This is a genomic window from Priestia sp. JNUCC 25 (assembly GCF_053667915.1).
Genome location: NZ_CM132211.1, coordinates 1,911,403 through 1,926,550 on the forward strand (window position 1 = coordinate 1,911,403; position 15,148 = coordinate 1,926,550).

Here is a 15,148-nt window from a genome sequence, read left to right on the forward strand (position 1 = left end):
GAAAAAGGTGAAGCATATGGAGCCGATCTCTAAAAAGAAGATAGCTACTTTGTATACTCAAATTAGCCAAGAAATTTTTAATGTAGGCGTGAATACTCAAAAAATAGATATTATTGATAATAAAATCCTTATACTAGCTCAATCAAAAAGAATGCCGGCACTAGAAGCACTTAGTGAAGAATATAGAGAATTAGTGATGTCTCTTGATGCCGCTTTGTCGACTAAATATAAAAAAATGCTAAAGCAAAAAGTGGAGCTTTTATTTGATATCCAGGTCACTTCTTTATTTAGAGACTATGATCCTGTTACAGAGAATTCTTGTACGGTTATTTGCTTTAAATAACTTCTCTATATAAATTGCAAAACGTTCGATGAAATCGTTTGTTGTGCAAAACACGTAAAAGACGGATGCTTATCTTCTGTTTACAGAAGCAAAGAGCCGTGAAGATAGAAGGATTCCCTTCTGTTTTCACGGCTCTTTTTATAGATATTTTCATAAAAAAGAGAGGGGAAATGGTTAAAAACACACTGTTTTATAGAGGAGTTGTAAAAGCGAGTGAAAAGAAGCTGAATCGAAAATTAAAGGAGTGAAAAGCAAGTGGCGATAAATGAAAAAGTTGAAACTCAGCATATGGAACTAATAAAAAAATCAGCACCTAACCCTTCATGGTTGGATAAGCTGTTTCATTTAACCGAACGCAAAACAGATGTAAAAACAGAAATTCTTGCTGGAATTACTACTTTTGTGACGATGAGCTATATTATCTTTGTTAATCCGACGATTTTAGCAGATGCAGGCATTCCCAAAGAAGCGGCAATTGCGGCGACGATTTTTGCCACTGTCTTTGCAACTCTTTTGTTTGCATTATGGGCGAACATGCCTATTGCAGTAGCACCAGGAATGGGGCTAAACGCTTTTTTTACGTATACAGTGGTATTGGGTGAAGGGTTAACGTGGCAAACAGGTTTAGGAGCCGTATTTATTTCAGGGGTTGTATTTTTTATTTTAACCATAACAGGCTTACGCAAGAAGATTATTGAAGGGATACCCGCTATTTTAAAAAGTGCTATTTCTGTTGGAATCGGTCTATTTATTGCTTTTATCGGTTTTAAGCAAGCAGGAATTATTGTAAGCAACAAAGAAAATTTAGTAGCCCTTGGTCAGCTTACAAAACCGGGCCCATTACTTGCTTTATTAGGTTTTATCGCGGTAACTGTATTAACCGCTCGAAAAATTAAAGGAGCTGCCCTGATTAGCATTTTGCTAGTATCAATTGCCGGGATGGTGCTGGGCATAGTAGAAGCACCTAAAAGCATCAGCAGCGTGGTGTCGTTTTCAATGCCGAGCATATCGGAAACTTTTTTACAAATGGATATTAAATCTGCTCTTCATTACGGTCTTTTCTCTATTATTTTTTCATTTACACTTGTGGAGCTATTTGATAATTTAGGATCGATGATTGGATTATCTAAAAAAGCTGGATTAATGGATGAAAAAGGAAAAATTAAAGGGTTAGATAAAGCGCTTATGGCAGATTCTCTTGCGACTGTAGCCAGTGCTGCTATGGGATCTACCGCAATGAACGCGTATGTAGAAAATGCTGCGGGAATTGCAGAAGGAGGCAAAACGGGCCTTAAAGCACTGGTCGTTGCCATGTTGTTTTTAGTGAGCATTTTATTTACGCCATTAATTAGCATTATTCCTGCTTTTGCTACAGCGCCTATTTTAATTATGGTTGGAGCTCTCATGTTAACAGAAATCAAAAACATTCCTTTAGACGAGATAACAGATGCTGTGCCTGCTTTTTGTACCATCATTTTGATGCCGTTAACGTTTAGTATCGGCGAAGGCTTAGCGCTAGGGTTTTTATCTTATACATTCGTTAAACTGTTAGCAGGCAAGGCGAAGGAAATTCACTGGATTATGTACATCATTAGCGCCGCTTTTATTATCAACTTCGTCTGGGCTGCTTGAGGCATGTATTTACAGTAAAAAAGACTTCTCAGCTGAGAAGTCTTTTTTACTGTTCGCGTAGATTCTAATTTTTCTTCCCTTACAGAAATAAAAGATAGCGAAGGAAGATATATAACGTTGAAATCAAAAGAGATACGAGTGTGATTGGAGCTCCAATTTTCAAGAAATCCATAAATGAAAATTTATGTCCTTTTTTTACAGCCATGCCAGCTACAATGACGTTGGCAGATGCTCCAATTAACGTACCGTTTCCTCCCAAACATGCCCCTAGAGCTAATGACCACCATAGTACACTGATTTGAGCAGAATCAGGGCTCATTCCCATTCCATGAGCCATATCTTGAATAAGCGGAATCATTGTAGCAACAAAAGGAATGTTGTCAATAACAGCTGATGCAATTCCGCTAATCCACAAAATGAGATAAGCTGACAGTGCGATATTGCCGTCTGTAACGTTTAACGCGCCTGCAGCCAGCTTTTTAATGATGCCTACATCGATTAATCCCCCGACAAGAATAAACAAACCAGCAAAGAAAATAATGGTTGTCCATTCAACAGAATCAAACGCACTTTCTACTTCATCATGAGTTCTTAATCCAATTACCAATAATACAGCTGCACCTGTAATAGCTACCATAGCGGCATCAATATGTAAAACGGAATGCAGGGTAAAACCTAGAATCGTTAAGACTAATACAGTTAACGATTTTTTCATTAAAACGGAATCTTGAATATAATCTTTTTCATTTAAACTCATTAGCTCTTGCTTTTTACTATCTTCTACTTTTAACTTTTTACGATAGATAAGAACAAGAATTCCTAGTGTAACAACACCGATAATTAGTACTGCAGGAGCTAAATTTAATAAAAAAGCGTTAAAATCAAGATGAGGGTTCGCTGCCCCAATCATAATATTAGGCGGGTCGCCTATTAAAGTTGCCGTTCCTCCAATATTTGAAAACAGCACTTCTGATATAAGAAAGGGAAAAGGATTAATATTCAAAATAGTAGTGATGGAAAATGTAACGGGAACAATTAATAACACGGTTGTTACGTTGTCTAAAAATGCTGATCCGACGCCTGTTAAGATTGATAAAATAACTAGAATTCGAACAGGATCACCTTTAGCGATTTTAGCAGACTTGATGGCTGCGTATTGAAACACGCCTGTTTTGTTTGTAATGCCGACTAAAATCATCATACCCATAAGAAGGACAATCGTTTCCCACTGAATGTGTTCCATAATGGCCTTATTAAAGTCAACAATACCTAACAAAATCATCAATATAGCACCTAAAAGAGCTGCCGAAGCGCGATTGATCTTTTCAGTCATAATCAAAAAATATGTAATGATAAATATAATAATGGCTGCGTATACATGAAAACTTGTAATGTGTTGAATTGCATTGTGCATAACAGTAACCTGGCGATATGTCATCTAGACATCACGAAGTGTAGATGACAAAAACTTTGGATGTTTTCCAGGTTTTCACCTCATCTTTCATCGTTTAATTTACATCCAACTTTACGGTAAAACTTATATAAAGCCTGTTTTGCTTTAACCAACCTCCTTTAGGAGCTTTAGTATTCTTCAAAATGAAGACGATTCCTTCAGCATTATATCATATTTATATAAAAGCTTTCTTGTTGATTATTCAATGCGATTTTCATCTCGCACGCTTATTATGCACCTTAAATTCAGTTTACATAATTGTTTCCTCTAAGATTGGACAAAGTTAGACAAAGTTGGAACAGTGTCCAATTTTGTCTAACTTTATGAGGCCAAATACAACAATAGATTGCTAGTATGAAGCGATTTTACTATTGGCACGGTACTTGCAATAGTAGTTAAGTGAAGTTTGATAATCAAATGAGGAGGCTTACCATAATGAAAACTGCTCAAAACAAAACAGAAAAGCTTACGAAAGAAAAAGCCAGCTGGATGTATCAGAAAATGGTAGAAATTCGAAAGTTTGAAGATGAAGTACATCAAATTTTCGCAAAAGGGGTACTGCCTGGTTTTGTTCATCTGTATGCAGGTGAAGAAGCGGTAGCGGTTGGAATGTGCGCTCATCTTAATGACAGTGACAGTATTACGAGCACTCATCGCGGACACGGCCATTGTATTGCTAAAGGCGGCGATTTAGATGGCATGATGGCGGAGCTTTTTGGAAAGGTAACGGGGTTAGGCAAAGGAAAAGGCGGATCCATGCATATCGCGGATTTAGATAAAGGAATTTTAGGAGCAAATGGAATTGTAGGAGGAGGATTTCCGCTTGCATGCGGTTCTGCTTTAACTGCTAAGTATAAAAAGACAAAAGATGTAAGCGTTTGCTTTTTTGGAGACGGAGCAGGCAATGAAGGGACGTTTCATGAAGGAATTAACTTAGCAGCCATTTGGAAACTGCCGGTTGTTTTTGTTGCTGAAAATAATGGCTACGGAGAGGCAACTCCATTTTCTTATGCTTCGAGCTGCAGTGCGATTGCAGACCGTGCCGCATCTTATAACATTCCAGGGGTAAGGGTAGATGGGAAAGATGTGATGGCAGTTTATGAAGCAGCTGCAGAAGCTATTCAACGAGCCCGCAGAGGGGAAGGTCCAACGTTAATTGAATGTGTAACGTATCGAAATTACGGACATTTTGAAGGTGACGCACAAACGTATAAATCAGGAAATGAAAAGAAAGAACATCTCCAGGAAAAAGATGCTATCGCTCTTTTTGAAAATTACTTGCTTTCAGAACAAGTAGTAACAGAACAAGAGCTTAGAGATATTGATGGTGAAGTAGAAAAAGCAGTAAAACACGCAGTTGAGCTAGCAGAAACAAGCGATTATCCTGATGCTTCGGAACTATTAACGGATGTTTATGTATCTTATTAATTAAAGGGGGAAAAGAAAATGACTAGAAAATTAAGCATGTCTGAAGCTATTAACGAAGCTATGAAACTAGCGATGCGAAAAGATGAGAATGTGGTTCTTTTGGGAGAAGACGTAGCTGGCGGAGCGGAAATTGACCACCTGCAAGATGATGAGGCGTGGGGCGGGGTCCTTGGAGTTACGAAGGGACTTGTACAAGAATTTGGACGTGAACGAATTCTTGATACGCCTATTTCAGAAGCAGCTTATATAGGAGCTGCAATGGGAGCTGCAGCTACAGGGTTAAGGCCGGTTGCAGAATTAATGTTTAATGACTTTATTGGCTGCTGTTTAGATCAAGTGCTGAATCAAGGCGCAAAATTTAGATACATGTTTGGAGGAAAAGCTGAAGTGCCCGTCACGATTCGGACAACCCATGGAGCTGGATTTAGGGCTGCAGCTCAGCATTCTCAGAGCTTGTACGCCTTATTTACTAGCATTCCTGGCATTAAAGTAGTAGTGCCTTCTAACCCTTACGATGCAAAAGGGTTATTGTTAGCAGCAATCGAAGACAATGATCCGGTTATCTTTTTTGAAGACAAAACATTGTACAACATGAAAGGAGAGGTTCCTGAAGGCTACTATACGATTCCGTTAGGGAAAGCTGACGTGAAACGCGAAGGAACAGATTTAACCATTGTAGCAATTGGAAAACAAGTAAATACTGCACTTGCGGCAGCAGATCAATTATCTCACAAGGGAATTGACGTAGAAGTAGTCGATCCGCGAAGTCTATCACCTTTTGATGAAGAGACCATTCTTTCGTCTGTAGAAAAAACGAATCGATTAATTGTCATTGATGAAGCCAATCCAAGATGCAGCATAGCAACAGATATTGCTGCGCTAGTTGCTGATAAAGGATTTGACATGCTTGATGCACCTATTAAACGAATTACAGCACCACATACACCTGTGCCGTTTTCGCCTCCATTAGAAGATATTTATCTGCCAACCCCGCAAAAAGTAATTGAAGTTGTATCGGAGTTACTAGGAGATAAATCGCTTCTAAGCGTGTAATTAAAGAAAAGGAGGAGGAAGCAAATGGCTGCAGAGGTTGTAATGCCAAAACTAGGTATGGCAATGAAAGAAGGAACCGTTTCGACGTGGAACAAAAAAGTTGGAGACTCCGTTTCAAAAGGAGATATGATTGCAAGCATTAATTCTGAAAAAATCGAAATGGATATTGAAGCGCCGCAGGACGGTGTGATTCTTGATATTCTTGTACAAGAAGATGTAGGAGTGCCTCCTGGAACGATTATCTGTTATGTTGGAAAGCCAAACGAGCAGCTCACTGAGCAGAACCGTTCAGCAAATGAGCTGCAAGCGCCTAAAAACGAGGTAGCGGCTGCTATCTCTTTAGAAGAGCCACCAGCAAACACAGCTTCATCAAAAAAGAATAAAGAAACTGTGCGCATTTCACCAATTGCACGGAAAATAGCAGAATCTGAAAACATTAATATTGAAACGATTCAAGGCACAGGACCAAAAGGAAGAATCACCAAAGCAGATGTAGAGAAAGTGCTGGCGGAAAGAGCTTCAGAATCGAGTCACCAAACGGTAGAAAGAGATAACCCCGCTATAAACAAAGAAACGCTTCCAGTAGCGGGCATGAGGAAAGTCATTGCAAGTCGAATGCATAACAGTTTATTAAACAGTGCCCAATTAACGATTAATATGAAAGCTGACGTGACGGATTTGCTGTCTCTTCAACGAGAAATTAAAGATGTGACCCAGCAACGCCATAAGGTGAAGATATCTCTAACTGATTTTATTGCTCGCGCTGTTGTTCTTTCACTTCAAGAACACAAACAAATGAACAGTGCCTATATTGATAACGAAATTCAACTCTATAACCATGTTCATCTTGGAATGGCCGTAGCTTTAGAAAATGGGTTAGTTGTTCCAGTTATGCAGCATGCTGAAAAGATGTCGTTAGTTGAATTAGCTACAGAGATCAAAACACGAGCAGCAGATGCTCGGCAAGGTCAGCTGAGCACTGATAGAATGCAAGGTTCTACATTCACTATTACTAATCTCGGTGCTTACGGAGTAGAGTATTTTACACCTGTATTAAACCCGCCTGAAACAGGAATTCTTGGTGTTGGAGCTACTGAAGATGTACCGATGTATAAAGGAGACGAATTACAAAAAAGAAACTTGCTGCCTTTAAGCCTGACGTTTGATCATCGCGTACTGGACGGAGCACCTGCAGCTAATTTCCTTGGAACTATTAAACAATACTTAGAACAGCCTATTTTACTACTCTTATAGAAAGGGGTGCATTCCGTGAAACCTTTAGTTGTGATTGGCGGCGGTCCAGCAGGATATGTGGCGGCAATCACTGCCGCTCGGCAAGGAAAACAAGTTACGTTAATCGAACAAAAAGATTTAGGTGGAACCTGTTTAAATGAGGGCTGTATGCCAACAAAGTCGCTATTAGCAAGCGCGGAAGCCTATGAGAAAATTAAGAAAGCTGAGCAATTCGGTATCACTATTCCTTTAGAACAAGTGAAAATTAACTGGGATGGCGTTCAGCATCATAAAACAGCTATTGTTAAAAACTTGGTCAGGGGAATTGGCTATTTGATGAAAAAGAACAGTATTAAAGTCATAAAAGGAGAAGCTTCTTTTTTGACAAATCATCGTCTATCTGTGCGAAACGAAAATCACGTAGAAGAGATAGAGGCTGAACAGTTTATTATTGCTGCGGGTTCAGAACCCGCTAGCCTGCCATTTGCTCCTTTTGATGGAAAGTGGATCATTCACAGTAAACAAGCAATGTCGCTGCCTGCTATCCCTTCAACTCTTCTAATAGTAGGAGGGGGTGTAATTGGATGTGAATTTGCAAGCATTTACAGCCAAATGGGAACAACAGTAACGATTGTGGAAGCGGCAGATCAGCTGCTTCCTGGTGAAGATGCCGACATCGCATTTACGTTACAGGAAGAATTAGAGAAAAAAGGCGTAGCAATTTATACATCCTCTTCGTTAACAGAAATGCAGCCAGAAGATAAAACAGCTCTATTTAAACATAAAGAGGAGCTGCATGAACTGCAAGCTGAGTATGCATTAATTTCAATTGGAAGAAAACCTAGAGTGCTAGGTTTGGGTTTAGAACAGGTTGGCGTACATTTTTCGAAACAAGGAATTGATATTAATGAGCATATGCAAACGAATATACCTAACATCTATGCTTGTGGAGATGTAGTTGGCGGAATTCAGCTTGCTCATGTCGCCTTTCATGAAGGCACAGTTGCTGCTTTACACGCATGCGGAAAAGATAAGAGCGTAAATTATCGAGCTGTACCCCGCTGTATCTATACCCACCCTGAAATTGCAAGTGTCGGTATGACAGAAAAGCAGGCTCGAAGCGAATACGGCGATATTCGCGTCGGAGAATTCTCGTTTACGGCAAACGGCAAAGCGATGATTGCCAATGAGTCCGTTGGAAAAGTGAAAGTAATCGTAGAACCGCAGTTTAATGAAATTATTGGGCTTTCCATTGTAGGTTCACATGCTACAGAATTAATTGGACAAGGAACCATTATGATGCACGGAGAGTTGACCACAGATATAATGGAAGACTTTATCGCTGCTCACCCTACATTATCTGAAGCCATTCACGAAGCTCTTTTGCAGTCAGCGGGTCAGGCCGTTCACTCTTAACTATACAAATGCCCTAAGTGATTAAGCCCTTTAAGAATGAAAAATAAAAATGAAGGGCTTAAAAAGATAAACTAGAGGATGAAGGAATCATGTAAGAGGGATAGGATTTTTCCTGCATCCTCGTCTAGTTTTTCTATTAATTTTTACATAACGTAAGTTTAAGAATCTCTCTTTGGTAATGATAACGTTTTCTTTGTGATTTATAATAATAGTAACAAGCCTTGATTTACTATATTCAATTAAGTTTATAGGGGAGAGGTAAGAAATGGAATCCACACTTTCTTTAAACACATGGAAACGTTTTGTAAACGAAGGAGCACTTGAATCTTCAAGGTTAAACGACATCATTGTAAAATCGTGGCACCGCTGTAAAAGCGCAGATGTTAATCCTTACCTAGATAAAGGCAGATCGATATTAAAAAACGAAGCTTTTCATTCTCGAAAACAAATGAACTCTTTATTTCTTGAGACGGCTTTGCCGCACTTAGAAAGAATCAGACAATCAGCGGCGGACTTAGGAATGGTTGCTTTATTAATTGACCCAGAAGGCTATATTTTATCTATTACAGGAAATAGACTTACACTGAATGAAGCAAGGAAAATTAATTTTGTGGAAGGTGCCTGTTGGACAGAAAAAGAAGTAGGCACAAATGCAATCGGTACGGCTCTGCAAACGGAAGAGCCCATTATGATAACGGGTACAGAACATTATTCGATTGCTTCGCATCAATGGAGCTGTTCGGCGGCGCCTGTTCGAAATGACGACGGAAATTTAATTGGGATTATTAATATTTCTTGTCCTGTAAACAGAGCTCACCCTTATACACTTGGAATGGTTACGTCCATTGCTTATACAATTGAGCGGGAGTTAAGCATTCGAATGCACAAAGACGAAATTGAGTTGGTTCACGCTTCTATGAATTTTGTTGATAGCAAACAGCTCTTGCTTCTTTGCAATTACAAAGAAGTGATTGTAGGAGCAAGCAAAACCGTTCGGGAATGTATACCAAAATGGTCAGGCCTGCAGTTAAATACGATTGTACAACAGGGATTTCGTATAGTGATGGAAGTGCCTGTCATTTCAAAGAGACACGGTCATTCTATTGGAAAGATTATTTATCTATCAGAAGAAGCGCACCATAACCAAACAACTACACAGATCCCTGCTCAATCATTTTCTTTTAAAGGAGAAGCAGGCATAAGCCGTTCCTTTCAGCAAACACTAGAAGAAATAAAGCATGCGGCTCCTACGGATACAACGGTCTATATTTTAGGGGAAACAGGTACTGGAAAAGAAGTAATAGCTCAAACAATTCATGAAAACAGCTCGCGTAAAAACGGGCCTTTTATTGCTCTTAATTGTGGTGCTATTCCGAAGGAACTTATGGAAAGTGAATTATTTGGCTATGTAGAAGGAGCGTTTACAGGAGCACGGCGTCAAGGATATCAAGGAAAGTTTGAGCAGGCTAATCACGGTACGATTTTTCTTGATGAAATAGGTGAACTTCCTCATTCTATGCAAGTTTCTTTGTTAAGAGTATTGCAAGAGCGCAAGGTAACGCCTGTTGGAAGCAATCAGGAAATTCCGGTAGACATCCGGATTATTACCGCTACTCATCGAGATCTTCGTCAACTTGTCAGTGAAGGGAAGTTTCGAGAAGATTTATATTACCGGCTTCACGTGTATCCTGTGCATGTTCCGCCTTTGCGAGAAAGGAAAGAAGATATTCCACATCTGATGCGCTACTTTTGTCAAAAGAATGCTTGGAATATGAATTTCTCCAAAGAGTTAGTAGATAAATTAATAGATTATCAGTGGCCCGGCAATATTCGAGAATTATTTAATGTACTTGAACGCTTGAAGATCTCGCTTAAAACAGAAACAGAAAAAGAGAGGATATTGAATTATTTAAGTTCTTTAAATCTTGGCGGTCAGAAGAGCATCTCCCACTTTGATACTTCACAAGAAATAGAAGAAAATGATTTTACGTCCTTACCCGCACTCACATTTCGTGAAAAAGTTCAAAAAGACTTAATGATGGATGCTTTACGTAAAACGCAGGGAAATGTGTCACTTGCCGCTAAGCTGTTAGATATACCAAGAAGTACATTTTATAACAGATTAAAAAGATTCAATTTGTAAGCAAAGAGTTTTTAGCTGTTTTAAATTTTTAAATAAGGATAGGAGCTGAGTAGAATGAAAGCATTAAGATGGCACGATTTGAAAAAGAAGCGTCCATTCATCCCCAAACAATCGTTTTACAAGAGCGTACAGTAACAGGTATTATTGGCTACCGCGATGTATTTCCAGCGGTTATTAGTTTAATGGCAAAAGGCTATTTTTCTGCTGATAAACTGGTGACAAAACGTATCAAGCTAGAGAATGTAATTGAAGAAGGTTTTGAGACATTGTTAAAAGAAAAAGAACAGGTGAAAATTTTGGTGAAAGCTGAATAAAAAAAGAGGGTGGGACAAAAGTATTTTAGACGAAGTAAAAAATGAACCATTGATCAAGATTTTTGATTAGTGGTTCATTTTTTGTTAGGGTGAACGTAGGTTCGATTTGTTTAGGTCCTCCAATCAACTGACGTGTCACAAGCGGTTCAGCTCATGTATCCTATTTGTTCGTCTTTAGATTGGATTCATTTCGTTATGTCTCAACCTCTTTAAATTTAATAAGGTAAGTATGGTTATTTTATTATCAGATTATTCTGTACTATATACAGTATATTGTATACAATATATAATCTAATCATTATCTAATTAATAAAATCAGAGGTGATGAGTGAATGACAGACAAACAGTTTAGAAATGTACAAGACGGAACAAAAGCGGTATGGGCAGGAGAAAAAGAATCGCTTGCTTACAATGCTACTCAAGTTCCTGTCGTCTTCAGCGTAGCTTATAATTATGATGATGTAGACGAATGGCAAGAAGTTGCGTTAGGAAATAAACCAGGCTATACGTATAATCGCATGAGTAATCCTACGGTCAAAGCTTTTGAAGAAAAAGTAAGGATACTTGAAGAAGCAGAAGAAACGGTCGCATTTTCCTCCGGTATGGCGGCTATTAGCAGCACATTATACACGTTTTTAAAACCTGGAGACCGCGTCGTATCGGTAAAAGATACATATGGAGGAACAAATAAAATCTTCACTGAGTTCCTTCCTAACATCGGAGTTGATGTAACCTTATGTAATACGGGAAATCATGAAGAAATTGAAGCGGAAGTAAATAAAGGATGTAAAGTGCTATATCTAGAGTCACCTACAAATCCTACGATGAAAATTATTGATATTGAAAGAATAGCAAAAGCAGGAAAATCTGCAGGGGCAGTCGTCATTATTGATAATACGTTTGCGACACCCATTAATCAAAACCCTCTTCAATTAGGGGTAGATCTTGTCATTCACAGCGCAACAAAATTTTTAAGCGGACATGCGGATGCCTTAGGAGGGGCAGTATGCGGCTCTAAAGAATTAGTGCAGCAAGTGTATCACTACCGTGAGATCAATGGCGCGACCATGGATCCCATGTCAGCGTATCTTATTTTAAGAGGAATGAAAACGTTAAAATTACGTATACGTCAACAAGAACGAAGCGCTTTGGAAATTGCTAAATTTCTTCAAAAGAAAGAAGCTGTTGAAGCCGTCTATTATCCTGGATTGGAAACACACCCTCATCATCATATTGCCAAAAAACAAATGAAAGGCTTTGGCGGAATATTAAGCTTTGTTTTAAAAGGAGAAATGGAAGCTATTAAAATTTTGCTGCCAAAGTTAACGTATGCAAATAAAGCCGGCAATTTAGGAGCGGTTGAAACGATTTATGGACCAGCAAGAACGACTAGTCACGTAGAATGTACGCTTGAAGAACGTAAAGCCCTTGGAATATCTGAAGGACTGGTTCGCATATCTGTTGGAATTGAAGATACGGAAGATTTAATTGCAGACTTAGAACAAGCATTTGCTCACTTAGAATCCGCATCATCTATTAGTAATTAAAAAGACGCGTATTACTTTTTTTAATAAAAATAAAGTAAGTACCTCTTTTTAGTTGGTAGACACTTCTTCAGAATTGTAGAAATTTTGTGGAATAAAGCTGATAAATTAAACTGTACGTGTATTTTTTCGTCTGATTTTGTAGGTATACTGATAAATTAGATGAAATAAAAATGTTTTTACGCGTTTTAAAAATAAACTAACTTACAACAGCCTACAAATAAGGAATGATAGTATGTCGAAACAAGAAAGTGAATACACAATAAAAGATGCATCATTGTTTGGATTAAAATTAATGCAGGTAAGTAAAGCCATCTGGAGAGCTGCGGAAGATGACTGGGAGCAATGGGTGAAACCTTATGGACTAAACGTAAATGAGCATCATATTTTATGTTTAGCTAGTAACACGGGAGAAATCTCTATGTCAGAGTTAGCTAATTTAGGAGCTATGCATATCTCTACAGCGTTTAATTTTTCGAAAAAATTAGAAAATCAAGGATACCTGCATTTGTCCAAAAGAGAAGATGATAAAAGAAACACCTACATCAAATTGACTGAAAGCGGAGAACAATTATTGCTTGATACGCTCAAAGGGTATGAACCACATAACAGTAAGATATGTAAAGGTGCACTTCCTTTAAAAACGTTATACGGCAAATTTCCCGCTTTTCCAGAGCTAGTAACCGTTGTTCGCCATGTTTGCGGCGGCGAGCTTGTGACCGTTGCTGATCAACCTTTTGTGAATATAGAAGAAGCGGGAATAGAAGAAAATGAAGAAAAGAAAGAAGTCCAGCTAACTAGTAATTGAACGTAGTGAATAGGGCTTCGTGAAAATATGTGAATAACAGGCTGAGCTGTTTTATACGTGAGAAATTTGACGTATAAAACAGCTTTTTTTGTCAGCTGAATTAAATCAACTCATGATTATATCTCATAGATTAGCTTCATCATTTCATATATATACCTGCTATTTATTTGATGCCCTTTATTTTAGAGACATTACTATACATTTATAAGACATTAAAAAGAAATTAAAGAAATTATAAACATTGCTAAAACTTATATGGGTAAAAGCCTTCTGCTGACTGAGGTTAAAGGGAATAAAGCAATCAAAAAAACTGCAGTTTACTACAAGAATTTTCACGAAAAAATATAGGATTTTTTTATAACAGCCATATTTTCTACGCAGTAGTTCGGAAAATAACGTTTATTTATTGTGTTTTTTGTTCATTTAGTTGATTTTTTTCATGAAAACGAAAATCATTATCATTTAAAAGGATTTATTATAGCTCACAGACATTTATGTTTTAGTAAGTTAAAGAGAAAGAAAGAATGGAAGGAAAATAGAGTAGAAATGAGTAAAAAAAGGCATAACAAAAAAGAGTATTATAGAGCGTTAATTTTTGCCTGATAATACCCGTTGGCAATTTTGCGGATATACGTAAAGAAGTTTGACTCCATTTCATGCACAAGAGGGCGAAATGCATCCATACTTTCTTCTATGTAAGTTTGTTGTAGGTGACGCTGAACGGACGTTAATGATTTTTCGATTATATCTAAACCAAACTCATGTACAATGGAATGAATATCTTCCTTTTTAATTGAATAATGTCCAAAAGATTTAAAGAAATTCTTAAACTGAGCAAATGCATGCTCTCCACGGATTTTTTCGATTTCTTTTTGTTTTTTACTATCATGAGCACCAGTTAAATTAAAGCTTAAAATAAAACCATCCTTGATTTTTTCAATAATTGATTTTCTTGGCTGCTTTTCTTCTAATAATGTTTTGACACAATCATCTTTTTCTAGCACATCGATACGGAAAATTGTACTCAATTTACTAGCCATTTCTTTAATAGCAGCTTTATAGCCAATGTATTTTGGAAGAATGTGTTTTACCTCGGTATAAGATAAAAGTGCTTCTGAATCTTTCTTTACGTTTACATCAGATTCGTATACGTACAACGCACGTAAAGCCAGACGCAGCATGTTGATATTTTTAATAGCCAGCAATTGATAAATCACTTCCATCGAAACAGAAGTATAACCACCTTTTGAAGTATATGTATTGTTATCTTCATCAAGCATTTCAGGATTATATGATATGTTTTGAACATCAGCAGCTTCTTTTATATGTAAATCTAAAAAATCCTCTAAATAGTTGTTTAAAGAAACTTGAATATAGTCTCCCCATAAACGATCCCAGCGAATGATGTCATAGTCTTCTAAAAGCTTATTATTATTTTGAACGGTCCGAACGGAACATTGGATTGTATTAGCCAGTTCTTGCTCAGAAATAATTGAAATATGCCCCTGGCTGTTACATTTGGCTACGTAAGCTAAAATTTGCTTCATCAGAGAACCCGTCCACTTTATATCTACAAAGTTTTTCGCAAGACCAAATGAATGTTTTTCATAGTAATAGCTATTGTCTCGTTTAGTGTTTCTACTTAAGCCGCTCATGGCAATCAGCAGCTTGTTTGCTACAAGGGTGTGCCGTTTTAGTGACAGCTTTTGTATACTCATGTAGTGACCTCCTTTCCAAAACTATAGACGTCGTCTTTTACAGTATAGACACAGTCATATAGG

At 37.8% G+C, this 15,148-nt stretch carries 11 protein-coding genes and 1 pseudogene; 10 read left to right on the forward strand and 2 right to left on the reverse strand.

Translation table 11 applies throughout. From position 1 onward, the window contains the following. The first annotated feature begins 16 nt into the window (after positions 1-16). Positions 17-343, forward strand: coding sequence for a Na-translocating system protein MpsC family protein (locus tag JNUCC25_RS09685; RefSeq protein WP_013056580.1), 327 nt, complete (start codon positions 17-19; stop codon positions 341-343). Between the two features lie 255 nt (positions 344-598). Continuing rightward, complete coding sequence (locus JNUCC25_RS09690; RefSeq protein WP_029321214.1) at positions 599-1,975, forward strand: NCS2 family permease; 1,377 nt, start codon at positions 599-601, stop codon at positions 1,973-1,975. Between the two features lie 79 nt (positions 1,976-2,054). On the opposite strand, the gene JNUCC25_RS09695 is transcribed toward JNUCC25_RS09690, so the two are convergent. Further along, a complete protein-coding gene (locus JNUCC25_RS09695) occupies positions 2,055-3,389 on the reverse strand; it encodes an ArsB/NhaD family transporter (protein ID WP_013056582.1) in 1,335 nt (444 codons plus the stop codon). A 474-nt stretch (positions 3,390-3,863) separates the two neighbouring features. Between JNUCC25_RS09695 and JNUCC25_RS09700 the strand changes: the two genes are divergently transcribed. From JNUCC25_RS09700 to JNUCC25_RS09735, 8 genes and pseudogenes are all read left to right on the forward strand, one after another. Next, positions 3,864-4,856, forward strand: coding sequence for a thiamine pyrophosphate-dependent dehydrogenase E1 component subunit alpha (locus tag JNUCC25_RS09700; protein ID WP_035438909.1), 993 nt, complete (start codon positions 3,864-3,866; stop codon positions 4,854-4,856). An 18-nt stretch (positions 4,857-4,874) separates the two neighbouring features. Next, a complete protein-coding gene (locus JNUCC25_RS09705) occupies positions 4,875-5,909 on the forward strand; it encodes an alpha-ketoacid dehydrogenase subunit beta (RefSeq protein ID WP_029321219.1) in 1,035 nt (344 codons plus the stop codon). Between the two features lie 24 nt (positions 5,910-5,933). Next, positions 5,934-7,163 (forward strand): dihydrolipoamide acetyltransferase family protein, encoded by a 1,230-nt coding sequence (locus JNUCC25_RS09710; RefSeq protein WP_029321221.1) that lies wholly within the window; start codon positions 5,934-5,936, stop codon positions 7,161-7,163. Between the two features lie 15 nt (positions 7,164-7,178). Beyond that, the gene (lpdA, locus tag JNUCC25_RS09715) at positions 7,179-8,558 is read left to right on the forward strand and encodes a dihydrolipoyl dehydrogenase (protein WP_454223218.1); all 1,380 of its coding nucleotides are present in this window, start codon (positions 7,179-7,181) and stop codon (positions 8,556-8,558) included. 265 nt (positions 8,559-8,823) lie between these two features. Further along, positions 8,824-10,701, forward strand: coding sequence for a sigma-54-dependent Fis family transcriptional regulator (locus JNUCC25_RS09720; protein ID WP_029321224.1), 1,878 nt, complete (start codon positions 8,824-8,826; stop codon positions 10,699-10,701). A 77-nt stretch (positions 10,702-10,778) separates the two neighbouring features. Beyond that, positions 10,779-11,015: pseudogene (locus JNUCC25_RS09725) on the forward strand (butanediol dehydrogenase); the annotation flags it as partial. A gap of 332 nt (positions 11,016-11,347) precedes the next feature. Further along, positions 11,348-12,562, forward strand: a complete 1,215-nt coding sequence (locus tag JNUCC25_RS09730; RefSeq protein WP_029321228.1) for a cystathionine gamma-synthase family protein — start codon at positions 11,348-11,350, stop codon at positions 12,560-12,562. Between the two features lie 232 nt (positions 12,563-12,794). After that, positions 12,795-13,367 (forward strand): HTH-type transcriptional regulator Hpr, encoded by a 573-nt coding sequence (locus JNUCC25_RS09735; RefSeq protein ID WP_029321230.1) that lies wholly within the window; start codon positions 12,795-12,797, stop codon positions 13,365-13,367. A 578-nt stretch (positions 13,368-13,945) separates the two neighbouring features. Here JNUCC25_RS09735 and JNUCC25_RS09740 read toward each other — a convergent pair. Then, entirely contained in the window at positions 13,946-15,085 is a 1,140-nt protein-coding gene (locus JNUCC25_RS09740; RefSeq protein WP_029321232.1) for a hypothetical protein, read from the reverse strand. Between the last annotated feature and the right edge of the window lie 63 nt (positions 15,086-15,148).

Excerpts from the sequence above, each read along its gene's own strand:
- JNUCC25_RS09735 (WP_029321230.1), top strand. The coding sequence starts at position 12,795 with ATGTCGAAACAAGAAAGTGAATACACAATAAAAGATGCATCATTGTTT.
- JNUCC25_RS09740 (WP_029321232.1), bottom strand. The coding sequence starts at position 15,085 with ATGAGTATACAAAAGCTGTCACTAAAACGGCACACCCTTGTAGCAAAC.
- JNUCC25_RS09695 (WP_013056582.1), bottom strand. The coding sequence starts at position 3,389 with ATGCACAATGCAATTCAACACATTACAAGTTTTCATGTATACGCAGCC.
- JNUCC25_RS09710 (WP_029321221.1), top strand. The coding sequence starts at position 5,934 with ATGGCTGCAGAGGTTGTAATGCCAAAACTAGGTATGGCAATGAAAGAA.
- JNUCC25_RS09730 (WP_029321228.1), top strand. The coding sequence starts at position 11,348 with ATGACAGACAAACAGTTTAGAAATGTACAAGACGGAACAAAAGCGGTA.
- JNUCC25_RS09705 (WP_029321219.1), top strand. The coding sequence starts at position 4,875 with ATGACTAGAAAATTAAGCATGTCTGAAGCTATTAACGAAGCTATGAAA.
- JNUCC25_RS09720 (WP_029321224.1), top strand. The coding sequence starts at position 8,824 with ATGGAATCCACACTTTCTTTAAACACATGGAAACGTTTTGTAAACGAA.
- JNUCC25_RS09700 (WP_035438909.1), top strand. The coding sequence starts at position 3,864 with ATGAAAACTGCTCAAAACAAAACAGAAAAGCTTACGAAAGAAAAAGCC.
- JNUCC25_RS09685 (WP_013056580.1), top strand. The coding sequence starts at position 17 with ATGGAGCCGATCTCTAAAAAGAAGATAGCTACTTTGTATACTCAAATT.